This is a genomic window from Bacillus sp. S14(2024) (assembly GCF_050473785.1).
GTDB lineage: Bacteria > Bacillota > Bacilli > Bacillales > Bacillaceae_G > Bacillus_A > Bacillus_A yunxiaonensis.
In genome coordinates this window covers 3,020,323-3,044,749 of sequence record NZ_JBFLUP010000006.1, presented here as the reverse complement: position 1 = coordinate 3,044,749, position 24,427 = coordinate 3,020,323, and the positions used below count along the sequence as shown (strand labels likewise).

The window sequence follows — 24,427 nt, the reverse complement described above, 5'->3', positions numbered from 1 at the left end:
GTTTAAAATATAGAAATGTTATCTATAAATAAAGGTAGGGATTGTATGAGTAAATTTATGGTTTCCTCAGATGGAACGTTAAAAACGACATTACGAGGAGTAGAAGTATTAGCAACACCACTTTTAAATAAAGGTGTCGCATTTACAGAAGAAGAAAGAGCAGAACTAGGATTAAAAGGATTGTTACCACCAGCAGTGTTAACGTTAGATGAACAAGCGCGTCGTGCGTATGAGCAATTTTGTTCACAGCCTGATGACTTGTTAAAGAACGTATATTTAACAGCATTGCATGATCGTAATGAAGTATTATTTTATCGTTTGCTTACAGATCATTTGCGAGAAATGCTCCCAATTGTATACACGCCAACTGTTGGTGTAGCGATTCAAAGGTATAGTCATGAGTATCGTAAACCACGTGGTGTATATTTATCAATTGACGATCCAAGCGGCATTGAAGAAGCGTTTTCTAACATTGGTGCAACCGCAGAAGACATCGATTTAGTCGTTGTAACAGACGGTGAAGGTATTTTAGGAATTGGTGACTGGGGCGTAGGTGGTATTAATATTGCCATTGGTAAGCTAGCTGTTTACACAGCAGCAGTTGGTATTGATCCAAGTCGTGTATTACCAGTTATTTTAGATGTTGGTACAAATAATGAAGAATTATTAAATAATCCGTTTTATATTGGAAATCGTCATCCGCGTGTAACGGGAGAAGCGTATGATACATTTATTGATTTGTTTGTAAAAGCTGTATGTAACAAGTTTCCGAATGCATTATTACATTGGGAAGATTTTAGTTCGCGTAATGCACGAAGAATTTTAGATAAATATCGCGATAATGTATGTACATTTAATGATGATATACAAGGAACAGGTGCTGTTTCACTTGCAGGAGTGTTATCAGCCGTGAAAGCTTCAGGTATTCCACTTTGTGAACATCGCGTTGTTGTTTTCGGTGCGGGTACTGCTGGAATTGGAATTGCAGATCAAGTACGTGATGCGATGGTTCGCTTAGGTTTATCAGAGGAAGAAGCAAGTCGCCGTTTTTGGTGTATTGACCGTTATGGTTTACTTACAAATAACATGGAGGATCTTCTTGATTTCCAACGTCCGTATGCACGTGAAGAATCAGAAGTGAAAGAATGGAAAACAACTGAAGTGATTGGTCTTGCTGAAGTTGTGAAACATGTACAACCGACTATTTTAATCGGTACATCAACAGTTGCTGGGGCATTTACAGAAGAAATCGTAAAAGAGATGGCAGCTCATGTGGAACGACCAATTATTTTACCAATGTCTAATCCAACGCCTCTTGCGGAAGCGAAACCAGTAGATTTAATTTCTTGGACAGAAGGGCGAGCGCTTGTGGCAACGGGTAGTCCATTTGATCCAGTTACATATAATGGGGTTACATATGTAATTGGACAATCTAACAATGCACTTATCTTCCCAGGTCTTGGTCTTGGTACAAATGTTGTTCGTGCTCGTGTAATGACAGATGGTATGTTTGCGGCGGCAGCAGAAGCGGTAGCGAGCATGGTAGATACAAGTCAGCCTGGTGCACCGATTCTTCCAGAAGTAGAAGAACTGCGGAATATTTCAGAGATAGTTGCAATTGCAGTGGCAAAAGCGGCAGTATCTGAAGGTGTTGCTCGTGAGGAATTAAATGATAACGATATCAGGAAGGCTGTTCAAGCTGCAATGTGGCAACCTGTTTATCGTCAAATAAAAGCAGTTGAAAAGGTAACACTATAGAAATAAAGCCCGTTTATATAATAAGCGGGCTTTCCTTATTATATTTCAATATTACCAGTCAAGATAAGAATACTAAATAATAGGAAGTGGGATATTTGAACTGGCGTCAATTATGGAAGAAAGATATTTCAATTTTAATGCTTGCAATTTTGATTGTTCCGATCGCCGGAGAACTGAATTTTCATCCATTTAATGATACGTTTCGTGTTAGCTTTGGAACACCGCTTTTTTTCTTTTTATTATTATTTTTAAGGAAAATTCCAGCTGCTTTAGCAGGTATAATTGTTGGTGCAGCTGTTGTAACATTTCGTATTGTTCTTGACTGGATGTTACAAGGTTCTTTTCATTTTTCAGACTCCTTTTCTATGCGTTATCCAGTCTTTTTTTATTATTCCGTTTATGGAAGTCTTTTTTCATTATGTAAAGTAAACAGATTTCATCAAAAACCATTTCTCATTGGATGTTTTGGGATAACGATTGAAATTATTTCGAGTATGTCAGAACTTGCTTTGTATCACGTTTTTGTGCTTGGTACAATGATTACAGTTTCAGAATTTAATAAAATTATTATTATTGCTATTTTTCGAAGCTTTTTTGCCCTCGGCTTTTTAAATATGATGAATTTATATGAAACAAAATTGAAAGAAGCTCAGGTTCGGAAAGAAAATGAAAAGATGTTTGTGCATCTTTCTAATTTATATGTGGAATCTGTTCATTTGAAGAAAACGCTGCAAAATGCGGAAATGATTACACAAGAAGCGTATCAATTATATCGGGATTTACAACAGAAAAAAGTAGGAAATACTGAAAATGGCATAGAAGCGTATAGTAAAAAGGCGCTGAAAATTGCAGGAGAAGTACACGAAATAAAAAAAGATAATCAAAGAATTTTTGCGGGATTATCCAAACTTCTTTTAGATAAAAATCTTTCAGAATATATAAGTGGAAATGAACTAGCAGAAATGATTATAAGAATTAACGAGAAGTATGCGCAGCTATTAGAGAAAGAAATATTGTTTTCTAAGCATTTAGAAGGAGAGCATGCGCAGTATCATGTATACACGGTTTTGTCGATTTTAAATAATTTAGTTGCCAATGCTGTAGAAGCAATTGATAGCAATGGTGCTATTACGATTCATGTAAAGAAGAGAGAGGCATTCGTCATATTTGAAGTGATAGATAATGGTCCGGGGATTCCAATGAAGTATAAGGAGCTAGTGTTTAAGCCTAGTTTTACCTCGAAGTATGATCAAACAGGAACGCCATCAACAGGAATTGGACTATCTTATATAAAAGAAATGGTGACTGAACTCGGGGGAGAGGTTATACTACAAGACGGAGACAATGAAAGAGGCTGCAAGTTTATCGTGAGACTGCCGGAGTCTAGTTTGACTAAGGAAGGGTGAGGGGATGTTTTATTACATCGTAGATGATGACGAAGTATTTCGTTCTATGCTATCACAAATCATTGAAGATGAAGACCTTGGAGAAATAGTAGGAGAAGCAGAAGATGGTGCTTTCGTAGAAGGAGATCAGTTAAACTTTAAAAAAGTAGATATATTATTTATTGACTTATTAATGCCCCTTCGAGATGGGATTGAAACTGTTCGGAACATTATTCCGTCGTTTACAGGGAAAGTGATTATGATCTCTCAAGTAGAATCGAAGCAATTAATTGGTGAAGCCTATTCTCTTGGGGTTGAATATTATATTACAAAACCTCTGAATAAACTTGAGGTTTTGTCAGTTGTACGAAAAGTGATAGAGCGTATTCGTTTAGAACGATCGATTCAAGATATTCAAAAGTCACTGAATAATGTATTTCAGTGGGAGAAGCCTGGATTACGAAGTGAACCACAGTTAGAAGAGAAAAAAATTATCGATTCGGGTCAATATTTACTATCAGAACTCGGAATTGCCGGAGAAAACGGAAGTAAAGACTTACTGAGTATGCTGGAATATTTATTTAGGCAAGACAAGAAAGAAACCTTTGAGTATGGATTCCCGGCATTAAAAGATATTTTTCACCATATTACTGTTAAAAAGTTAGGAGAAACGGCTGCAGAAGCGGACATTGATAAAGAAAGAAAAGCTTCTGAACAACGGGTACGGCGAGCGATTTATCAGTCACTAAATCACTTAGCTTCTCTCGGTTTAACAGATTTTTCAAATCCGAAGTTTGAAAGCTATGCTCCAAAATTTTTCGATTTTACGATTGTACGAAAACGGATGACAGAATTGACGAAGGATGAACTTGCCTCATCTGGACAGACGAGAATTAATACGAAGAAATTTATTCAAGTATTATATTTTGAAGCGAAGCGGTTGACCGAAGCTGGCTAAAATGAATACTGTTCTGAGAAAAAAGATGTTAGCTCGTTTGTAGCAAATATCTTTGTGTATACACAATAATTATATAGAGATAATAAATTCGTTTGATTCTCAGCTGAAAAAGTAAGAGCCTTGCTACAATTTTTATGTAGCAAGGCTCTTTTGGTTTTCTTCAAGAAGGATTAACAGATGAAATTGATAGTTTAATGAACTAGTTACTTGTCATTTTATTTAAAATAATTTCTTTAAGTTGTGTTGGATTGTCAGAACGAATAGCTATTTGTGAATATTCTTTTTGAATTCCCATAAATAGTGTTGCTCTTACAGGCTTTTGCATTTTTAAAATCATTTCTGGATAAACTTTTTCAAAATCTCGCGCAATAAAATCAATTGTATCTTTCGATAACTTTCTTTCTAGAATTGTTGGATCTTCGATCATACACTCAATATTTTCAAATTGAATTTCTGTACGCTTTAATAATCCAAGAGAGAGAAACATAGATTCGTTGTTTATATAAATTGGATTTAATCGAATAGCTTGAATATCCGCTAAGAAAAAAATTACAGAATAGATATTAAGAACTAATAGAATGATCGAAATAACCATCGATTTATCATGAAGCCACCAATGGAAACCTAATGTTTCAATAACAATTGCATGAATCATCATAATTTGAAATGCTATATGGCTGGAATTTTTATACAGTGTTATACTCGTAGGTGGATTCTTTTTCCAACTAAAGAAAGCGTAATAAAACATCATCGTCTCTGAACAAATCACATGGATAATTGGATTTTTCTTTACATATTCATCAACTGCATGTGGGAACGAAAAAATCACTGGTAATGTGCTCATTTTCACTTTTCTGATGATTTTTGGCATATAACGAACAAATGTAACAATTAATATAACTTCAAAGATGATTAACGCAGCCTCTACTACAATTCCAGCCCAAGTAATAGCTATAAAGGGTTCTAAAAATTGATTTGGAATTAGAAACCTAGCTAATATACATCCTGTCGCTGATAAAATAATCGCTGTTTTTACAGAAAACTTCTTGCTATACAACATAAAGAATAAAGGCAACATAATAATTAAGTCTAATAATGATCCTAATACTACTATATTTGTTTCTGGTGGGAGCAGATTATTTCCGATGTGCGTGTGATAGAGCATATAATTACTACATAAAATAGCGAAAAGCAATAATAACCAAATATACTTTCCTCTTTTAATCACATACATAGATTATACCCCTTTTACAATCGTATTTAATTTTTCAAGTATACGGACCAAATGTTTCAAGTCTTCTAAGGGCAACTGTCCATAAATATTTTGATTGATTTCATCTTCGAGCAGTTGCAATTCTTCGAAATACCGCTCGCTCTTCGTCGCTAATTTTAATATGATTTCACGACGATTTTCTTTATTAATACTGCGGGTAATGTATTCTTTTGTTTCTAATTTATTAAGCAGTTGACTAACTGCACTCGTTGAAGTATGCAATTGGGTAGCTAAATCCTTCGTTGAAGTGACACCTGTCCGGATTAGTTCTAATAATAAAACTTGCTTAGCTGTCAGTTGATTATCAATTTTCTGCTCAAATCTACTTGCTACTTGAACGTTTAAATGATTTTGTAAACTGTTAATTTGTTGAATAAGATTATTTTTCACACTTAAATCACCTCGCTTAATAATTAAGTTAACTTAACTATAAAATAAACTAAACTAAAAGTACATGGAATAAATATTAATAATCAGAATATTGTTGCGTTTATTGTATAATAAAAGGAAGCTCTTATTGAATCGCTTAAACGTAAGAATAAGAAGTTAGAGGAAGAAAATAAAAAATTACGTGAGCAATTGAAAATTGCATACGCAGAGGTTTATAAAAAGGTCTATTTTGATAGAGTAAATCTTATTTAGTGGAATGAAAAATCTCTTGTTTTTCAACAATTGGGCCAGATTGTGGAGGAACGTTTGAATATAAAATATTTGTTAGTTCAATCAGTCTACTCGAAAGTAATGCATCATGTGAGGGGGATAAAAGTGTTTTCATATGAGGTAATTTGCTGTAGTTGTAGAAAGAAATTTAGGGTTTATGAAGGAACTAGGCAATATAAACAGTTTAAGGAAAATAAGAATCGTTTATTTTATTGTGAAGATTGTCATCATAATATACGTCTTGATGCCATTAAAAACTTTTTTAGATATAGAGGATGAAGCGCTAATTGCGCCCGATTGTTGAACAAGAAGTAAAAGGGTGATACATATTATATATGACTAATATGTATCACCTTTTATTTTTTATGACTTTTTATGAATTGGGTCTTGATAATATTTTTTAAACAACTTTATTATCTAGTTACAAAGTAATACCCTTTACTATTTAATATACGCCCATTTATAACTATACACTCCAGCAAAAGGTCGAATACAAACATCTTTTACATATGGTCGTTCCAGATACACAAGTCCAGCCTGATAAATAGGAGCAATAGCTGTATCATCTTCTATGAGAATTTTTTCAGCATCTTGGAAGGCCTTCCGCCGAGCAGGTAAATCTGTTAGTAAGGTAGAACCAGCATTATGGATAAGCTCGTCGTATTTTGGGTTGGAATAGTTCATTCGATTAAATGAGCTACCTGTTATAAACATATCTAAGAATGTCATTGGATCAGGATAATCAGCTCCCCATCCAGAAAGGGAAATCTCGTAATCCCCTTTAGATTCACGCTCTAAATATACTTTAACAGGAAGTTGCGTTAATGTAATGTTTAGTCCTGGTAAATTCTTTTCGAGTTCGCCTTTTAAAAACTCGGTAATCTTTTTATCATTCGAATCATCAGTGCTTACAATTTCTAATGTTATAGTTTGGGTATCTAATTCCTTTTTAGCAACTTCCCATAATTTTTTTGCTTCTGCAACATTTGTCTCTAATTTTACATGACTTGTACTTCGAAAGTCCTTGTTATCAGGCCCTTTTACAAATCCCTGTGGAATGAGTGCGTCGGCTGGGAGAGAACCATTGTTTAAAATTGTATTAGCAACGCCTTTTTTATCAAAAGCTAAGCTAATGGCTTTTCGCGCATTTTTATTTGCAAGAACTTGATTTTTTTGATTGTAACGTAAGAAAACTGTTGTTGGTCGTGCTAATTTTTTTAAGCTATCACTATCTTTATATTTATCTACGAATTCAGCGTTAATAGTTACTCGGTCTACTTGTTTAGCTTCAAATAGATTAACAGCTGTTGAAGTATCTTTGACGACATGAGCATTAATTTCTTCTAATTTTACGTTTTTGTTATCCCAGTAATTTGGATTTTTCGTCATTTTATATCCTTGTTCATGTTTCCATTCACCTAGTACGAATGGCCCATTATAGATTGCATTTTTTGCTTCTAATCCGAAATTTTTTCCTTGTGATTCTACGAATTTTTGATTTAAAGGATAAAATGTAGCAAATCCTAGTAATCCAAGGAAGTACGGTACAGGATGCTCAAGCTGAACTTCTAATGTTTTGTTGTCGAGTGCTTTTACACCTAACTCATCTAAAGGAAGTTCTTTTTTGTTTATTTTTTTCGCATTTTTAATATCAAATAGAATTTGCGCATACTCTGAAGCCGTTTCAGGGTTTACAGCGCGTTTCCATGCATATACAAAATCATGAGCTGTTACAGGATCGCCGTTTGACCATTTCGTATCACGCAGTTTAAATGTATAGGTTAAGCCATCCTTACTCACAGTATGAGATTCGGCAGCTCCGGGTACCGGTTTTCCCACAAGGCCAGGCATGTATAAGCCTTCCATGACGTTATTAAGGGCACCAAAGGATAAGCCGTCAGATGCGATAGAAGAATCTAAAGTTGAAATCTCGCCTGATTCTACAATATTTAAAATGGGTTTTCGTTTTTCTTGTGTGTTAGTAGTGGCTGTTTCTGATTTGTTTTGATTGCATGCTGATAAGATAATAGAAAGTACAAGAATAAAAACAATGGAAAGCTTTAGTTTTGATTTTGCTTGCATTTTTTCCCCTCCTTTTTATTTGTCCATAAGTATAAATATATATTTCTGAAAATTCAATAAAATAAACTTGGAATTAATAAAAACTTATAGGGATTATACAATATGGTTCGTGCAGGTCAAAAGAAATGAACATGAAATATAGAAACGATTAAAATAAAGGATTACGATATTGTGCTTTAAATTTAACTTGAAAATTTCTATAAGTGGTTCTGTCATATAGTCATCGAGTAAATAGAAAATTGTATCCACATCATAAAAAAGCTATTCTTTTGTATAAGTACTTACTAAAAGAATAGCTTTTTTCATAATATAGATTATCGTATTAATGAATTTTAAAAGTTGTTTTTTTACAATGAGTAACAACTTGTTTTGTTGTTTTAAATCTTTGCTTTTCTCCGCAAAATAAACCCACACAACATCTATCTTACACTTACACGAAACATACCAAGCGTAAATAGCAGTCCCTATCTTTCGGATTTGTCACCTGTATTACTGTTTGTCTTTGCGCCACCCGCTTTTTTAACACCTTTGCTTGTATAAGGTTTGGCACTCTTTTTTTTGTTGGCACTGGCTTTCCATCGGTTCCAGCCCTTGCTGCCTGTTCCTCTACCTGTTCCACCTTTACCTTTAGCTTTACTCATATAAATTTAATCACTCCGTTATTATTGTATAGCAAATCTATTTCCACCATAGTCAATAAATCTTTAAAATAAAATTTGGGTTTATGACTTTTTCCTTTCCGACAGTTGCTCATAAAAATGAACAGCAGGATATAATAGTATATCACAACATGGACAGTAATGCGTAAAATCCTCAGGTTTATCCCGCTAATAGAAATCTTTTTAAAGTAGAAAAAAGAGTCCTTCACAGTTAGGACTCTTTTAATTTTTGCTGATAGTAATGTGTTATGTAAAAGGTGTTTAATCTTGAATTTATTAATATTATACAATGTTTTTCAGAAAATAGATTTTTGGTAATATTTCAAAAAAATCTTCTGCAAGAATAAAAGAATAGTTATAAAGTTAACTATATAAGGATTATTATATGCATTTGTGTGTGACACATTGTATTTATCGAACTGCGTTCAAATATTTTCTTATCACACACTATTGAAAAACCGTAAAATAAAGAATTGAAAAATATTTTAAACTTTTTGTTGACTTTCTTGTTTTTTTGTATAGAATAAACATTAATAAAATGTTTCAGAGATGTGACAGTAAAACGACTGTGAAAGGAAGAGTAGTAATAGGACGTAGTCCAAGCGAGTCAGGGGTGGTGTGAGCCTGATACGAAGCCTGTTATGAAGAACCTCCTGGAGTCGCTAACCGAAATCCTTTTTAGGAAAGTAGACTTAGCCGGGAACTTCGCCGTTACAAGAAGAACAGTATCGAGATATCTCTACTCTCCGTACTGATAAGTGAGCAACCTCTGTTGCTAATTTGGGTGGTACCGCGGAACCAAAGCCTTTCGTCCCAGTTTTTTGGGAAAGAAGGGCTTTTTTTATTGGTTTCTTTCCTCATTACATCAAAACATTTTAGGAGGAAAACAACATGTACCAAACATTAATGACAGTAAGAGAAACACAAATCGCGATTAAGGAAGTTAAAACATTTTTTGAAGAGCAATTATCAAAACGTCTTGGATTATTCCGCGTATCTGCACCATTATTTGTAACGAAAAAGTCAGGGTTAAACGATCATTTAAACGGTGTAGAGCGTCCAATTGAATTTGATATGCTGCATTCAGGAGAAGAATTAGAAATTGTACATTCACTAGCGAAATGGAAACGATTTGCTCTGCATGAATATGGATATGAAGCTGGTGAAGGTTTATATACAAACATGAACGCAATTCGCCGCGATGAAGAGCTCGATGCAACGCATTCCATTTACGTTGATCAATGGGATTGGGAAAAAATTATTAAAGAAGAATGGCGTACAGTAGATTACTTACAAGAAACAGTACGAACAATTTATGGAATATTCAAAGATTTAGAGGGGCATTTATTTGAAAAATACCCGTTCCTTGGTAAGTACTTACCGGAAGATATCGTATTTATCACATCCCAAGAGCTTGAAGATAAATATCCAGAATTAACACCGAAAGATCGTGAGCATGCGATTGCGAAAGAATACGGTGCAGTCTTTATTAGCGAAATCGGAGGGGCGCTGCGCTCTGGCGAAAAACATGATGGACGTGCATCTGACTACGATGATTGGAAATTAAACGGAGATATCTTATTCTGGAATCCAGTACTCCAGTCTTCATTTGAATTATCATCCATGGGCATTCGTGTTGACAGCAAATCTCTTGATGAACAATTAACAATAAAAGGGGAAGACTTCAAACGTGAATATGATTTCCATAAAGGTATTTTAGAGGACGTACTTCCACTTACACTTGGCGGTGGCATTGGACAATCAAGAATGTGCATGTACTTCTTACGCAAAGCACATATTGGCGAAGTTCAAACTTCTGTATGGCCAGATGAAATGCGTGAAGAGTGCAAAAAGCAAAACATTCACTTATTCTAAAAAGAAAACAAGGGGTGCATGTGCATCCCTTGTTTCATTTAATTTACTGATACGAGAGGCTCAATTTTTGCCATAAATGATTCATGAAGTGCTTCCACACCTTTTACTAAGTTAAGACGATCAATAACTACAGAGACTTTAATTTCAGATGTACTTACCATTTTAATATGAATATTCTCTTCTTGTAATGTTGAGAACATTTGAGCAGCTACACCTGGATTGGATACCATACCTGATCCAACAATTGATACTTTCGCCAAATGATTTTCATATTCTACAGATTCATAGTGCATAGCCTCACGATTTTCTTCCAGTACCGCTAGTGTTTCTTTTAAGTCATTCGAATGAATAGAGAAGGATAAATGTACAGTTCCTTCATTTGTAATACTTTGAATGATAATATCTACATTAATATGAGCACTCGCTAATGTAGAGAAGATTGTAGAAAGTTTTCCTTGTTGTAATCCTTTAATAGTTACGCGCATAATATTGTCTTCAAATGCAATGCCTTTTACGATTGATTGTTGCTCCATGTTACATTCTCCCCTTACGATTGTTCCGTTTTCTTGTTTCATACTTGAGCGAACTTCTAATATAACATTATGATTTTTCGCAAACTCTACCGCTCTTGGATGAAGTACACCAGCACCAAGGTTGGCAAGTTCTAGCATTTCATCATAGGAAATTTCATCTAATTTGTAAGCATCTTTTACAACTCGTGGATCAGTTGTATAAACACCTGTTACATCCGTGTAAATATCACATTTTTTTGCTTTTAATGCTGCAGCTAATGCGACTGCAGTTGTATCAGAACCGCCTCGGCCAAGCGTTGTAATTTCTTGCTCTGCACTTAATCCTTGGAAACCGGCTACAACGACAATGGTTCCTTTTTGTAAATAAGATTGAATACGCTCCGTATTAATATCAGTAATTCTTGCGCTGCCGTGTACAGATTCTGTTGTAATACCTGCTTGCCAGCCTGTTAGTGAAATTGCAGCATAACCTTTCGCTTGCAGAGCCATTGTTAATAAAGAAATTGAAATTTGTTCACCTGTTGTAAGTAGCATGTCCATTTCTCGTTTACTAGGTTGATCAGTAATACCAGCAGCTAAAGATACTAATTCATCTGTATTATGTCCCATCGCAGAAACGACCGCTACAATTCCGTGTCCTCTTTCATATTCTTCAATGACTAAATTCGCAACATGCTGAATACGTTCAATACTTCCAACAGATGTACCACCAAATTTTTGAACAATAAATTCCATCATGAGAGCCCACTTTCAATTTGATATTGGTTAATAGAGTAGGAAAAATGTTGTTAAACATAAGATGGGAAATATAGATCCCTTTCATTCCTGTAAGTTACCGAAAGCAAATAAAAAACACCATCTCAAATAGGTGAGGATGGTGCTGTTACAGGAAAAAGGAAACAGAAAACGGAGCTAATAAAAAACCGCCAAAAAAGAAGACGATCATAAAGAAACATGATCCCTCTTTTTTGTAGATAGCTCTTCATATATACACCGCTGTATATATGACAGTTCTGTTTCTATTCGAAAACAGCCCCAATTTATGTGTTCAGAGAAACATATAAATTTCGGCAACTTTTCCTTTCTTCTAAACTCACTGACAATCTCTGTGTCTCCTTTAGAATACTCATAAAAGTTGCAACCTCTATCTCACGTCGTTCGGCGAGAGTGAATGGTTGTATGAAGTTGTTGGTAACATTTGTTCCATAATAATCAAAATGTTGGAAGAAATCAAGTAGGATAAAATAATTCAGAAAATTAAATTTATTATAAAGTAAAATGAAAATGATATAAAATATGTTTAAAAGAAGAATTTATAACAATATTTTGCAAATAAATTCGTTATATAGATTATAAGGATGGGGCGGTGTGAATGGGGAAGCAAAAACCTATTTATGTGCAAACTGAAATAGAAACAACAATGAATGAACTTTGGAAATATACACAAGATCCAAAGATACATACAGAATGGGATGCAAGGTTTACAGAAATATCGTATTTAGATAGGAAAGAAGGCGAACCGCAGCGTTTTTTATATAAAACAAAAATTGGTTTTGGACTTAAAATTGCTGGAGAAGGAGAATCAATAGGAGAACTACAAAAAGAAGGTGGGGAACGCATCTCTTCACTAAAATTTTGGACAGATAGTAAACTTTCGTTGATTACAGTAGGAAGAGGCTATTGGAAGTATACACCGAATGTGAACAAAATGCGCTTTGAAACGCAGTATGATTATGAAACAAGGTTTGGAAATATAGGAAGGTTAATAGATTCATACATATTTCGTCCGTTATTAGGTTGGGCAACTGTATGGAGAGATTGTTTCCATAAAAGATGAAAAAGACGGTAGAAATGATGTCAGAGCATGGATTAGGAAAAATGAACAGAATGAAACAATCTTTGTAGCGCTTTACTCTCAGCATGAACATAATGGGGAAACATACATGAATATTGCGTTGCCATTACCATATGCGAATATGACTGGAATGTTAAAGCTGCGTAATGATAAGAAAAATCTTATCATTACGAGTCGGTTACGGAACAGTACAAAAGGGGATGAGGGGATTTATTTACATAGCCGCTTCTTTACAATTCGCTTACCGTTAGCTGAAACGTTTGTGATAAGTGAGAAGGATAAAATCACGTTAACAGCACATCATCAAATGTGGATGTTTGGTGTGAAGTTTCTAGAGATTTATTATGAAATTAAAAGAAAAGAGAATATTTCATAATAAAAAATGAGTTTGGTATGATACCAAGCTCGTTTTTTATATGTAAATGTTTTTATTAGAAATTTAGTGAACCTTAAGAATCACTAAGAAATTGTCTACAAGAAACTTAAAAACTTTCCGAGAAGATACTAACAGATGCTAAGAGATAGGGGGTAAAGGAATGTGAAGTGCTGTAGTAGAGGTAAATCAAGTAGAGAAAGTATATGGAAAGAAAAATGAAAATCAATCGAGGGTATTAAAAGGGGATTGCTTGAAAAAAGCAAATGTTTTTTATTGCTAATAATCCAATATACAAGTGTCAATGGAATTTGAATTTTTAGAAAATAATTACATTTAAATGTTATAATGAAATGCAGTATTGTTTTATTTTAGGTAAGGAGGGGACATATGCAAGGAGAGATACAAAAACAAAGAAGTTCAAGTTATATAAGTAATTTATTATTACCTATTACAAAGTCACGTCATTTTACTTTTTTATGGATTGGACAACTCTTTTCAGTTCTTGGAAGTTCAATCACAATGGTCATTCTTCCAGTGGTTGTATATAAGTTAACAGGCTCGACAGTTGTTATGGGGATAACAATGGCGATGTATATGCTTCCAAATGTACTTATTTTACCATTTTCAGGATTAATTGTAGATCGTTTTAACCGTGTTAAATTGATGTTACTTACTGATATTGTTCGGGGGATAGTAATGACAACGTTAGCAACTCTCATGTTTACTGACACTTTAACAATCCATATTTTATATGTATTAGTAGCGATGTATGGTCTTATGGAGGGGTTATTTCAACCAGCCTATTCAGCAATTCGAGCAAGGGTGTTTGTGCCGGAAATTCGGAATGCAGCTAATGCATTAACGCAGATGAGTAGCCAAGGTGTGCGTTTAATTGGTCCAGCGCTTGGAGGTATCATTGTTTCTATTGCATCAGCAGGTATAGGTTTTGGCTTAGATGCATTGACATACTTGCTCTCTTTTGCATGCTTACTATTTTTGAGAGATTTGACAGCAAAAAAAGTGCAGGAATCAGCAGATAATAAAGTGAATCTAAAAAAAGATTTCACAGAAGGAATTGTAGTATTAAAAAGTCATCCGTGGCTATGGATTACAATTTTAGCATTCTCGTTTATTAATATTTGTCACGCGGGTATTGTAGTCGTCTTAATTCCTTGGCTATTTAATATTCATCATCACTTCGAACCTTTTGTCTACGGTCTTGGAATGGCATTTTCTGGTGGAGGTGCTGTAGTTGCTGCCCTCATTTTTGGCGGGAGGCAGAGATGGTATAAACGCGGGTTATTGGCTTATGGTGGTGTTTTAATTAGTGGATTGGCGCTCTTAATAATGCCTTTTGTCTCATGGGCACCAGCATTAATTGGATTAATGGCTATTGAAGGATTTGGCATTATGATTTTCGGTTTAATTTGGGAAACGAGTTTGCAAGAACTTGTGCCGGAAGAAGCGTTTGGTAGAGTTGTTAGTCTCGATATGCTTGGATCCTTTGCACTGTTGCCATTAGGGTATTTGATAGTTGGATGGTTGGCCAATATAATTGGTGGTATTTTGACTATCATCATTTTAGCGATTGCGGCTATTGTAGTGGTTCTGGCCGCTTTATCTGTTTCGAGTATTCGTCAATTTGATTGATTCAATATATGTATCATGTAGTGCCTTCGATTGGAAGTGTGTAAAAAGGTTATTTTCATAAGTTAAATGAATTCAATTGAAGAATGATAATTTAATATTTTTATCAGGTAATGAATATATAGTATTAACTGTTTTTATTTTTATCCCGATATTTGTGAGCAGTAGGACTTCCACTATGGGAAGGTTCAAGGAGGTTCTTATGCAAAAATATATACTTCTTGCAAAGTTTACTCGTGAAGGAAATGTAAATATAAAAAATATTAGTGAACGTTTTTCTAACTTACATAAGAATTATGAACGATTCGGTGGACGTATTTTAACGGCTTATTCCATCGTAGGTGAATATGATATGGTTATCACCTTTGAAGCACCTGATACAGTAGCAGTAAAGAAAATTGATTTAGCAGGGAAATTACCAGGAATGGTAGAAACAAAGATTTTTCCACTATTGGATATGGACGAATTTCAGCAACTAGTAATTGAAATCTAATTCATAAGATATGGTGTTTTCTATTCAGGATTGATTTCATAACTTTTTACAAATTTATTCTAGCTATCCTTGATATCGAAGGCTAGCTTTTTTCATTTTTTTCATGTGAATGAAATGTCTCTTTTTCTAGTTGTATTTGTTTTTGTAGGAGGAGTTCTAGCATGATGTCAGCAGCGGCAAGGGCATTGAATACAGATGAAAGGTATCTGTCTCTATTCATATGTATTATTGTTAATCATTGTTATTATTGCAGGGTATTTGAGTATATACTTAATTGGATAACAATCATTATTACATGATAATAGAGCTTTTTAAAGGAAGATGCCATTTTAAATGGTTAGTTAAATAAAAACGATCTTATTTCTATAGAAATTCGTTATATAAGCAATCAATAATCGTATAAGTATTGAGTGTAAGAAAGCGCAATTATAGGATAACATTGGAAACAACTTTCGAGTCAAATAACTATAAATATATGATAGTAATATTCAAAATAAAAAAGAGTAAATTTCATTTTTACGATATAATTACATTATATAGAAAAATTGTATACATCATAAAGGAGGAATAGCTTTTTATGAAGATGGAACATAAAAAGTTTGTAAAAATCGCTGCCAGCTTAGGGATTTCGACTTTTTTGTTAGCAGGATGTGCTAGTGATGATGAAGAACAAGATGTTTCAGTTACAGATACTAATCAAAATCAAGATGTCAAAGATAGCAAGCAATGTCCATCTGAATCTGAAAATCAAGATAAGGAATGCTTTGAGAACCTTCCGCAAGAAGGACCTGTAAATAAAACTTCTTCTAATTATAATAATCAAACATATACAGACAATGGTATGAGTTGGGGAGGTATTATTTTACCATTTGCAGCAGGTTACATGCTCGCGAACATGGGGAATCGTGGTAATGGATTCATGAATGGGAAAATGCTAGATAGACAGGGAGGGAATAATTTTACTCCTCTCATGAAGAATCAAAGCCCTTGGAATCCAGCTCTAAACTATGACAAGGAACGAAAAGATAAGGGTACCTCTTCAGGAGGAGGAGGAGTGGGAACCTCTTCTAATGGAAATAAAGTAGATTTGAATAAATCTACACAATCATCTTCAAACGGTACAGAGACAACTACTAAAGGGGGGCAATCATCAACACCTGGGGCGACTACACCGAATGGTTCGAGTGGTATAGGGAATTCGAAAGCACCAGCTGGTTCTTAAGTTAAGGAGGAAAACAGATGTTGTCTGAATATGAAGAAAAACAATATATGAAAAAGTGGTTTTCGCTTTCTGAAAAAGCAGCTGAAGGTGGATTTACATGGCCGAGTTTACGAGAAAATGATGAATGGTGCCAATACATGTCTACGGGTATATACCGAATGCCAGCTAAGCAATTTGAAGCTATCCAAATTGCTACAGTTCATGTAAGGGATATTTTCCAAAGGACATACGAATATTTACGTGAGTATAGAGAAGGTTTTTTAAAGCTAAAGTTCCCAATTGAAACATGGGAAGTGGCTAGAATGGAACATAAAAATATATTTTCATATTTTACTCGTTTCGATTTTATTGTTAATGATTATGATATTAAACTAATTGAAATAAATTCGGATACTCCTACAGGTTATTTAGAACCATCTGTTGCAAATAAAGTACTATGTGATTATCATGGAGTATCACATCCGAACACAATTGAGGTAAAACTGAAACAAACGTGGGAACAAATCGTTGAGGATTACAATATTCAGTCCTATGAAAAAGTTCATTTTACCAGCTACGATTGGCATGAAGAAGATTATCAAACGGTACAATTTATACGTAAGCATTGTCCTGTGCAGAGTGACTTCGTTGGAATTCAAAGTATTATTGTGGCGAAAGAGGGGTTATATACACCAGACGGTACTAAAATTAACTATTTGTATCGATTATATCCATTAGAATATTTGGTAGATGATACGGATGAAGGTGGAAAGAAAATAGGATTACAATTTTTAGATCACATTGCACAAGGAAGGGTTAAAATTATTAATCCACCATCTGCATTTTTGATGCAAAATAAAGCGATACTTGCATTGATTTGGGAATTGTATGAAAAGAATGAATGGTTTACAACAAAAGAACAGCAAGTAATTGAAAAATATTTTTTACCTACATATTTTTCGAACGAACCTCTCAAAAATGGGGATTATGTATCTAAAGCATATTTTGGACGTGAAGGCGGCGGTGTTTCTATTATTAATGATGGAACAATTATTGAAGAAGATATAACGGAATATTACTATAACCAAAATAAAGTTTATCAAAAATATATAGAAATGCCAGATTGCACAATTGATACTTGGGACGGAGATTATACAGGGAAATTGTTAATTGGTTCTCACTTAATTGGCGGAGAAGCAGCAGGTGTATTTTTACGAGTAGGGGAAAAAATCACAGGTAATCTTTCCATGTTTATTGGTGTAACGACTGATTAATCATGTTATGTATACCCTTTGCAAAGAAAATGTGTAATACATAATTAAGAAAAGACAGGAGGCGTTACTGTAACTAAGTAACGCCTCCTGTCTTCTGATAAATCATCCGTATTTATCCTTCTATTCGCGGGCAGTACGACCCCCATCTCAAGATGCAGAGAGAAGCGAGGAGGATAGGTGGGGGATAACTGCTGGCATGTGCCCGATTGATTCAACTAACCATCAGTGGAAGGTGGGAAAATTATCCACTGATGGAAGTTTCACTTTATTTAAAGGGGAGTGCAAATTATGTTGATAATAAATTACGTAAAAATTAATGAGAATGTGACTATTAATAAGCTATTAGCTTTGAAACAATTTATTTCATCTGAGAAAGTTAATCATATAAAAAAGTTTAAATTTGAGGAAGATAAAATACGCTCAATTTTAGGGGAGTTACTAGTTAGATATACAATTTGTAAGAATTCAGATGTTGAAAATTATGATATTTCTTTTAAAAAAAATGAATTTGGAAAACCATATATTGATTGCGATTATGGCATATATTTTAACTTGTCTCATTCTGGATCTTATCTCATATGTGCTATTAGTAATCAAAATATCGGAATAGATATAGAGAAAATTCAGGATATAGATATAACTATAGCACGCAATTTTTTCTGCGATAGTGAATATGATGAAATTGCTTCCGCACCTGAGTCAAAAAAATATGAGTATTTTTATTCATACTGGTGTTTGAAAGAAAGTTATATAAAATATATTGGAAAAGGATTAACAATTCCTCTTAATTCATTTTGCTTTGAAATAGTAGATAAAAATATAAAAGTGATTCAATCAAATGAAGAAAAAAAAGAAAAATTCGCATTGCTTTCTATCAGCGATGATTATAAAGCTGCAGTATGTTATTTAGCAGCAGAAATAGAAACAGTTAGTGAAATAGCTTTGGATGATATTATTACTTATTTTATCCCCCATTAACGAGCAATAAGACCTCACCTTAAGATTCAGAGAGAAGCGAGGAATAAAGGTGGGGGGCTTACTGCTAGCATCGCCCGATTGGTGAGAGTTTTTCATCAGTATGAGATGAAAAAGCTCTCCACTGATGGAAGTTTCACTTTATCAATCAAAAATGAAGTTATAATTCTTTAAACTGATATAGAAAACATTTTATATAGTTTGAGGGCAGCTAATTCTATTTTGAGAATTAGCTGTTTGCTTTTATATATTTCTATAGTGAAGAAAGTAAATAGTGTATGAAGAGAGATGTAATTCTAAAAAGAGTGATGCTATCAACCTGATTATTTTATACGAGAAATGAATTTCTGTTGTACGAAACATCAAAAAACATCATATTTCAATATGATGTTTTTTGATAAGTATGAATTGGATTATTTAATATAAGTTTACATATCAATTCAGGATATTCATTAATAAAAAAATGTCCTCCTTCAAAGTGTGTGATATTCTCAATATTTTCTAAATAATTCCCCCATTTTTTTTCATGAAATATAACTGAGCTGTCATTGATTCCATTTATCAAAGTAGTAGGGCACTTCAATTTGTAATCATTATTAATATCGTTAAAAGTTTCTAAAACAAGAAAATCAGCTCTAATTGAAGGTAATAAGTAGTCAATTAATTCTTGGCAATTCAGGATTTCTTCATCCATTCCACCTAATTCAGTAAGTTTCGAAATAAATTCCTTATTTGGAAGTGAAGAGATAGAATAAGAATCCTCCAAAATAACGTTTGGCGGCCTAGTACCCGACAAGTATAGATGCTTAATTTTGTATTTAGAAAACGTATTTTTTTCAACGTATTTTGCTATTGAATAGGCTAACAGTCCGCCCATACTATGTCCAAACAATTGGATTTCTTCACCATACTTAGTATTCGCATCAATAAAATCTAATAAGTCATTAATAAGTAAATCGTAATTTTCAATTAGTGGTTCATTACTTCTTTTTCCCCTACCAGGAAGTTCAATAGGGGTGAGTTCGAGTTTAGGATATAGATTTTTTTTCCAATGATAAAAAATGGATGAACTTCCACCTGCATAAGGTAAACAAAATAACTTCATAATTATATCCTTTCAATTATGTTATTTTTGTTGTTTTATACCCAATTTTCTGACTAATTAGTTACTAAAACTTTTTCAGGAATAGTATCTAATTGGTTATTATAGAAGTTGTAGAAAGAACCTTGTTTAATTGTTAAATCACTGAATGAACCATGTTCAATGATGGAACCTTTTTCAATATAAATAATCTCATCATATTGATTTAGGATACTTTCATCAATTTTGTGTGTGATTGAAATTACAGTAGTATCCTTAAGTGCTAAGAGTTTTGATTCTAACTCTCTAGATGTCTTAATATCTAATGAAGATGTACCTTCATCTAAGATTAATAGTTGAGGATTTTTTATAATGGATCTTGCAAATGCAGTACGTTGTTTTTGACCACCTGACAAATTGGCGCCATTTTCTCCAACCAAAAAGTGAACATCTGAGTTTTTTTCTTCAATAAGTCCATCTAAACCACTGAATAGAATAGCTTCTCTAAATTTTTCCATATTGTAATTATTGTGAAGACAAATGTTAAAATGAAAAGAAGAATCAAAAAGATAAACGTTTTGATGTAAAACTGATAATAGATTATTTAAACTTGTTTTGTTTAAATCTTTTAAACTAGTTTCATCATAAAAAATGTCACCAGAATAATTTTGATAATTTCCCGTTAAGAGTTTTATTAAAGTAGTTTTCCCACATCCACTTGGGCCAACAATTGCGTATTTTTTTCCCTTCTCAAAACGTAAAGATATATTGTTCAAAATATTTTTCTCACTATCACTGTCATATGAAAAGGATACATTATTAAAAATGATTTCATTTTCATATGTTGCAGGAGCTCCTGAGATATTGTCATTTTGAATACAAGCATTACTTTCAATTCTTTCTAAAATAGGCTTAGTACTTTTTATTTTAGGTACACTTTGCATAATAATCATAATTGGGTTTACAAAAAAGCTGCTTAATTGAATAAGCGCAACTAATGTTCCAACAGTAATATTATCGATTAATACTAAATAAGCACCAATGAATATTACTGATAGCATAGAAACAGTAGCAAGAACGTCTGATACTGTTGCATTTAATGTTAGAAGTTTATCAGCATTATATTTTACTTGCGCTAACTCTTTATTTTCATCCAAAAATTTATTTTTAATGAATTTATTCATATTATAGGACTTAATTACTTCAAACCCTGAAAAATAATCCTTTATTGATTTTGTAAATAAAGCATATTGTGCAGCTAATTCGTTTTGTTTAGTTTGCATATTTTTTCCAATCAGACTTGGAACTATAAACATAACAAACAGAGCAACAAATAAATATGCAGCGACAATAGGACTGAATTTTAGGATGAGCACTAAAGTACCTACAAAGACAGCTATATTAGATAAAATTTCTAACATAGGAAGCAGATAATTCTCTTCAACTATTTTAATATCATTACTTAATAAAGAGATATAATCAGCAGAATTAACTTTGGCAAACTCGTTTGTATTTTTGTTCATGATGCCTAAAAAAATGTCTGTTCTCATAGACTGTGTAATAATTTGAATCATTTTCTTTCCAAATAGTGTACTAAGGTATTTTAATACTCCAAGCAAAATGAAATAGATTAGCGCCACAATGATTGTCGTTCCAAATTGATTAAAATCTTTTTTTGTAGCTAGATCAATAACTTCTTGTAAGAGTAAAGCGACATATACAGTAGCCAAAGAACTAATAATAGTTAACAGAATAGTCAATAGAGAGATAATAGGTTTCTTTAAAATGTATTTTTTCATTTTTTCACCTTTCGAAGGATCGTACTTTTAAAGTACAATCCTTATTAGATTAAATACGCCTATGGCAAGTCCAATGACAATAAGGGTAGAACCAAATGTAGCCTTTTTTCTACTTTTAATTAATACCATTCCAATAATGATTAAAATAATACTAAACATAATATTTGCACCTAATAGTGTAGAATTACCTCCTCCAAAAAAGTCATCTAATTTCTTATCAATAAAGTTTTCCATACCCTATACCTCCATTTTTTTTACATTATTAGTTAGGAAGAAAGTTGATACTACAGCTCCAATTAATATTAGAATCAAAAAGAGATTAAATAAATTTGCTACATTGGCACTACTAGTTAGATTAAATACAATGTTGCAAAATATTGAACCTAAGATCACAGAAGAAAGAATTGTTGTTGGCACACTTTTTTTAATAAAACCAATACCTACTGAAATGACACCAATACTACTTGCTAACAACGAAAATTGAATCAAACTATTTAAAAGATAGGATAATACGAATGAATCGGACATAAAATGAAGTATAGAATTTATAAGAATAAGACAAGGAAAGATAAATAATGAGCTTAATAGGTAAGCGCAGAATACAAAAATATAAACACTTACTAATTTAGCAATCATCATTTTTCTTCTGCTTATTGGATACATAAAGAGTAGTGTGGCTTGTTTTGCATTGTAAGCTTCAACAATTATTTTGGAATACATAACTGAACTTAGTACACCAAAAGCAACTAGAATCATTGATTGACCAAGCGGAATTAAGGATTTGTAAAAGGTGAAATTTTGCATTTCAACATCACCTTCATTATGGGAAACATAGCCCAACAGGGTAATTAGCCCAAGCAAAACAGCAGTTATAGCAACAGTAGCAATTAAATATGTTTTTAAGTCTACTTTTTTCAGTTCAAGCTTAATTAGTTCGCGCATTTTAATGCTCCTCCTGTTACGATATTTAAGAAAAGTTCCTCTAATCCTTCAGGGTGCTCATCTCTTACATCATTCATAGTTACTTCTGTTTTTAATTCGCCTTTTACAATAATTCCTATTTTGTCAGCAATATGTTCAATCTCACTTAAAATATGGCTTGAAATAATGAGAGTCATATTTTTATGTTGAACTAGGTCCAAGAAAAGTTGTCTCATTTCTCGAATTCCCATTGGATCAAGCCCATTAATAGGTTCATCTAAAATGAGTAGTTTTGGATTATGAACAATTGCTCTAGCAATTGCTAATCTTTGTCGCATTCCAAGAGAATAATTAGAGACCGGTTGATTGTTTGTAGGTTCAAGACCTACATCTTCAAGTGTTTTAGCAATATCACCGTTAGAGCAATTCATATATTTAAGATGAATTTCAAGATTTTCAGTAGCTGAAAGATGTTCAATAAAAATAGGAACTTCGATAATACTACCAATGTTTTTTAATATTTCCTTTTTTTGCGTTGCAATATTTCTGTTAAATACCTCAATTTTTCCGTTAGTTACTTGTTGCAGCCCTGTAATGAGTTTAAATAAGGTAGTTTTTCCTGCACCGTTAGGTCCTAACAACCCATATATACTGCCTTCTTCAATAGTTAAATTAATTTTTTTAATTACATCATGACCATTGAACGTTTTAATAACATTCGATATTTTTAGTGGAGCATTATTTTGTTTTTTCATTTTAATCTCCTTTAATTAATATAATTTGTGATAACGAACAAGTAATATTAATAATATGAAATCCAAGAGTGTCTGATATGTTATAAAAAAATAAATCTAGTATAAAATTTAGTATGATTCATTTTATAAATTGATAAGTTATACCAGAGATCTATTAGTAAAGCAAATGATTGTGAGAATTTATCAATATATTCTAGTTGTTCTTCAGAGAAATTGAATTCTTCTTTTAACTATTTTTTATCATCTCGAGTTAGTATCGTCATATAGACACAACTAAGTTAATTCAGCAAAATGTACTTACAAAGGAGTGTCCATAGTACAACAAATTTCAAACAATGATCGTCGAATTCTATTGTCCTGGAAGAACAGTAAATAAGTATTGAATATGTCGTATCAGAGGTGACCGTCTATAAATGGATCACAAATATTCTCCCATTGTATAGTAGACGAAAAGGAACTAACATCAAATGATGTAAAACAAATGCAAAAAGAGATGTTTCGTCTCAAAGAGGAGAATGAGATTAAAAAAAAGGCTATGACCATATGTGCCAGAAAATAAGCGATACGCAATGAATTGAGTTCATTGATGTTGAAAAGGCAGCCCTTATGACAATGCTTGCATCGAATCTTTTCACGCCTCTTTAAAGAAAGAAGAAGTGTACCAAACAAGGTATGTGACATTTGATGAGGCAAAACCAGCACTCCTTTAATATATTGAAGGTTGGTACAACAGAAGACGAATTTACAGTGGCATTGGCTATCATACACCTCAAACGATGGAAGCGGCAGCACGTAAGATTGCCTAAAGACTTAACTTTTTAGCATCCAGGATATTGACGTAGATCCATCGGAAAAGTAGGCATCAGT

At 33.2% G+C, this 24,427-nt stretch carries 19 protein-coding genes, 3 pseudogenes, 1 riboswitch and 1 other annotated feature; of the genes and pseudogenes, 12 read left to right on the top strand and 10 right to left on the bottom strand.

Translation table 11 applies throughout. The features are described 5' to 3' along the window. Window positions 1-24 precede the first annotated feature (24 nt). The 3 genes from malS (at window position 25) to AB1279_RS15500 (ending at window position 4,101) form a co-directional block, all read left to right on the top strand. Window positions 25-1,758, top strand: coding sequence for an oxaloacetate-decarboxylating malate dehydrogenase (malS, locus tag AB1279_RS15510; protein ID WP_429754337.1), 1,734 nt, complete (start codon window positions 25-27; stop codon window positions 1,756-1,758). Window positions 1,759-1,853: 95 nt separating this feature from the next. After that, window positions 1,854-3,164, top strand: a complete 1,311-nt coding sequence (locus AB1279_RS15505) for an ATP-binding protein (protein WP_429759739.1) — start codon at window positions 1,854-1,856, stop codon at window positions 3,162-3,164. Between the two features lie 4 nt (window positions 3,165-3,168). After that, entirely contained in the window at window positions 3,169-4,101 is a 933-nt protein-coding gene (locus AB1279_RS15500) for a response regulator (protein ID WP_429759738.1), read from the top strand. A 199-nt stretch (window positions 4,102-4,300) separates the two neighbouring features. Here the strand turns inward: AB1279_RS15500 and AB1279_RS15495 are convergent, their stop codons facing one another. The 4 genes from AB1279_RS15495 to AB1279_RS15480 form a co-directional block, all read right to left on the bottom strand. Beyond that, window positions 4,301-5,335: a beta-carotene 15,15'-monooxygenase gene (locus tag AB1279_RS15495; protein ID WP_429759736.1), complete on the bottom strand. Its 1,035-nt coding sequence runs from the start codon at window positions 5,333-5,335 to the stop codon at window positions 4,301-4,303. A 3-nt stretch (window positions 5,336-5,338) separates the two neighbouring features. Then, window positions 5,339-5,764 carry a MarR family winged helix-turn-helix transcriptional regulator gene (locus AB1279_RS15490; protein ID WP_429759734.1) on the bottom strand — a complete coding sequence of 142 codons (426 nt, stop codon included), beginning with the start codon at window positions 5,762-5,764 and terminating at the stop codon, window positions 5,339-5,341. Window positions 5,765-6,475: 711 nt separating this feature from the next. After that, complete coding sequence (locus AB1279_RS15485; protein WP_429759733.1) at window positions 6,476-8,116, bottom strand: peptide ABC transporter substrate-binding protein; 1,641 nt, start codon at window positions 8,114-8,116, stop codon at window positions 6,476-6,478. A gap of 464 nt (window positions 8,117-8,580) precedes the next feature. Beyond that, entirely contained in the window at window positions 8,581-8,757 is a 177-nt protein-coding gene (locus tag AB1279_RS15480; RefSeq protein WP_020060606.1) for a DUF3934 family protein, read from the bottom strand. 577 nt (window positions 8,758-9,334) lie between these two features. After that, window positions 9,335-9,594: a binding site (T-box leader), on the top strand. Between the two features lie 72 nt (window positions 9,595-9,666). Between AB1279_RS15480 and asnA the strand changes: the two genes are divergently transcribed. Continuing rightward, entirely contained in the window at window positions 9,667-10,650 is a 984-nt protein-coding gene (gene asnA, locus AB1279_RS15475) for an aspartate--ammonia ligase (protein WP_429715125.1), read from the top strand. Between the two features lie 38 nt (window positions 10,651-10,688). Here the strand turns inward: asnA and AB1279_RS15470 are convergent, their stop codons facing one another. Next, window positions 10,689-11,918: an aspartate kinase gene (locus AB1279_RS15470; RefSeq protein ID WP_429761435.1), complete on the bottom strand. Its 1,230-nt coding sequence runs from the start codon at window positions 11,916-11,918 to the stop codon at window positions 10,689-10,691. 232 nt (window positions 11,919-12,150) lie between these two features. Next, a riboswitch (Lysine riboswitch) is annotated at window positions 12,151-12,338 on the bottom strand. 217 nt (window positions 12,339-12,555) lie between these two features. Between AB1279_RS15470 and AB1279_RS15465 the strand changes: the two are divergent. The 7 genes and pseudogenes from AB1279_RS15465 to AB1279_RS15435 form a co-directional block, all read left to right on the top strand. Then, window positions 12,556-12,996 (top strand): annotated as a pseudogene (locus AB1279_RS15465) (hypothetical protein); the annotation flags it as partial. 4 nt (window positions 12,997-13,000) lie between these two features. Further along, window positions 13,001-13,414: pseudogene (locus tag AB1279_RS15460) on the top strand (YndJ family protein); the annotation flags it as partial. A 387-nt stretch (window positions 13,415-13,801) separates the two neighbouring features. Then, window positions 13,802-15,064, top strand: coding sequence for an MFS transporter (locus tag AB1279_RS15455; protein WP_429759732.1), 1,263 nt, complete (start codon window positions 13,802-13,804; stop codon window positions 15,062-15,064). Window positions 15,065-15,263: 199 nt separating this feature from the next. Beyond that, the gene (locus AB1279_RS15450; protein ID WP_429759730.1) at window positions 15,264-15,554 is read left to right on the top strand and encodes a GYD domain-containing protein; all 291 of its coding nucleotides are present in this window, start codon (window positions 15,264-15,266) and stop codon (window positions 15,552-15,554) included. Window positions 15,555-16,131: 577 nt separating this feature from the next. Next, the gene (locus AB1279_RS15445; RefSeq protein ID WP_429759728.1) at window positions 16,132-16,776 is read left to right on the top strand and encodes a hypothetical protein; all 645 of its coding nucleotides are present in this window, start codon (window positions 16,132-16,134) and stop codon (window positions 16,774-16,776) included. Between the two features lie 17 nt (window positions 16,777-16,793). Continuing rightward, complete coding sequence (locus AB1279_RS15440; protein WP_429759726.1) at window positions 16,794-18,029, top strand: glutathionylspermidine synthase family protein; 1,236 nt, start codon at window positions 16,794-16,796, stop codon at window positions 18,027-18,029. A gap of 288 nt (window positions 18,030-18,317) precedes the next feature. Beyond that, window positions 18,318-19,007, top strand: coding sequence for a 4'-phosphopantetheinyl transferase family protein (locus AB1279_RS15435; protein WP_429759724.1), 690 nt, complete (start codon window positions 18,318-18,320; stop codon window positions 19,005-19,007). Window positions 19,008-19,383: 376 nt separating this feature from the next. On the opposite strand, the gene AB1279_RS15430 is transcribed toward AB1279_RS15435, so the two are convergent. Genes AB1279_RS15430 through AB1279_RS15410 form a run of 5 tightly spaced genes read right to left on the bottom strand, consistent with a single transcriptional unit; the run spans window position 19,384 to window position 23,560 of the window. Beyond that, window positions 19,384-20,109, bottom strand: a complete 726-nt coding sequence (locus AB1279_RS15430; protein WP_429759722.1) for a thioesterase II family protein — start codon at window positions 20,107-20,109, stop codon at window positions 19,384-19,386. Between the two features lie 53 nt (window positions 20,110-20,162). After that, window positions 20,163-21,884, bottom strand: coding sequence for an ABC transporter ATP-binding protein (locus AB1279_RS15425; RefSeq protein WP_429759721.1), 1,722 nt, complete (start codon window positions 21,882-21,884; stop codon window positions 20,163-20,165). A gap of 27 nt (window positions 21,885-21,911) precedes the next feature. Beyond that, the gene (locus AB1279_RS15420; RefSeq protein ID WP_429750587.1) at window positions 21,912-22,118 is read right to left on the bottom strand and encodes a hypothetical protein; all 207 of its coding nucleotides are present in this window, start codon (window positions 22,116-22,118) and stop codon (window positions 21,912-21,914) included. 3 nt (window positions 22,119-22,121) lie between these two features. Then, window positions 22,122-22,826, bottom strand: coding sequence for an ABC transporter permease (locus AB1279_RS15415; protein WP_429759719.1), 705 nt, complete (start codon window positions 22,824-22,826; stop codon window positions 22,122-22,124). Next, entirely contained in the window at window positions 22,814-23,560 is a 747-nt protein-coding gene (locus AB1279_RS15410) for an ABC transporter ATP-binding protein (protein WP_429759717.1), read from the bottom strand. Before AB1279_RS15410 ends, AB1279_RS15415 begins: the two co-directional genes overlap by 13 nt. A 593-nt stretch (window positions 23,561-24,153) precedes the next feature. Between AB1279_RS15410 and AB1279_RS15405 the strand changes: the two are divergent. Next, window positions 24,154-24,366: pseudogene (locus AB1279_RS15405) on the top strand (integrase core domain-containing protein); the annotation flags it as partial. Window positions 24,367-24,427 lie beyond the last annotated feature (61 nt).

Coding starts and splice junctions, on each gene's coding strand:
- AB1279_RS15425 (WP_429759721.1), bottom strand. CDS start 21,884: ATGAAAAAATACATTTTAAAGAAACCTATTATCTCTCTATTGACTATT.
- AB1279_RS15480 (WP_020060606.1), bottom strand. CDS start 8,757: ATGAGTAAAGCTAAAGGTAAAGGTGGAACAGGTAGAGGAACAGGCAGC.
- AB1279_RS15485 (WP_429759733.1), bottom strand. CDS start 8,116: ATGCAAGCAAAATCAAAACTAAAGCTTTCCATTGTTTTTATTCTTGTA.
- AB1279_RS15415 (WP_429759719.1), bottom strand. CDS start 22,826: ATGCGCGAACTAATTAAGCTTGAACTGAAAAAAGTAGACTTAAAAACA.
- AB1279_RS15455 (WP_429759732.1), top strand. CDS start 13,802: ATGCAAGGAGAGATACAAAAACAAAGAAGTTCAAGTTATATAAGTAAT.
- AB1279_RS15495 (WP_429759736.1), bottom strand. CDS start 5,335: ATGTATGTGATTAAAAGAGGAAAGTATATTTGGTTATTATTGCTTTTC.
- AB1279_RS15450 (WP_429759730.1), top strand. CDS start 15,264: ATGCAAAAATATATACTTCTTGCAAAGTTTACTCGTGAAGGAAATGTA.
- AB1279_RS15430 (WP_429759722.1), bottom strand. CDS start 20,109: ATGAAGTTATTTTGTTTACCTTATGCAGGTGGAAGTTCATCCATTTTT.
- AB1279_RS15435 (WP_429759724.1), top strand. CDS start 18,318: ATGTTGATAATAAATTACGTAAAAATTAATGAGAATGTGACTATTAAT.
- AB1279_RS15445 (WP_429759728.1), top strand. CDS start 16,132: ATGAAGATGGAACATAAAAAGTTTGTAAAAATCGCTGCCAGCTTAGGG.
- AB1279_RS15440 (WP_429759726.1), top strand. CDS start 16,794: ATGTTGTCTGAATATGAAGAAAAACAATATATGAAAAAGTGGTTTTCG.
- AB1279_RS15410 (WP_429759717.1), bottom strand. CDS start 23,560: ATGAAAAAACAAAATAATGCTCCACTAAAAATATCGAATGTTATTAAA.
- AB1279_RS15500 (WP_429759738.1), top strand. CDS start 3,169: ATGTTTTATTACATCGTAGATGATGACGAAGTATTTCGTTCTATGCTA.
- AB1279_RS15470 (WP_429761435.1), bottom strand. CDS start 11,918: ATGGAATTTATTGTTCAAAAATTTGGTGGTACATCTGTTGGAAGTATT.
- AB1279_RS15420 (WP_429750587.1), bottom strand. CDS start 22,118: ATGGAAAACTTTATTGATAAGAAATTAGATGACTTTTTTGGAGGAGGT.
- asnA (WP_429715125.1), top strand. CDS start 9,667: ATGTACCAAACATTAATGACAGTAAGAGAAACACAAATCGCGATTAAG.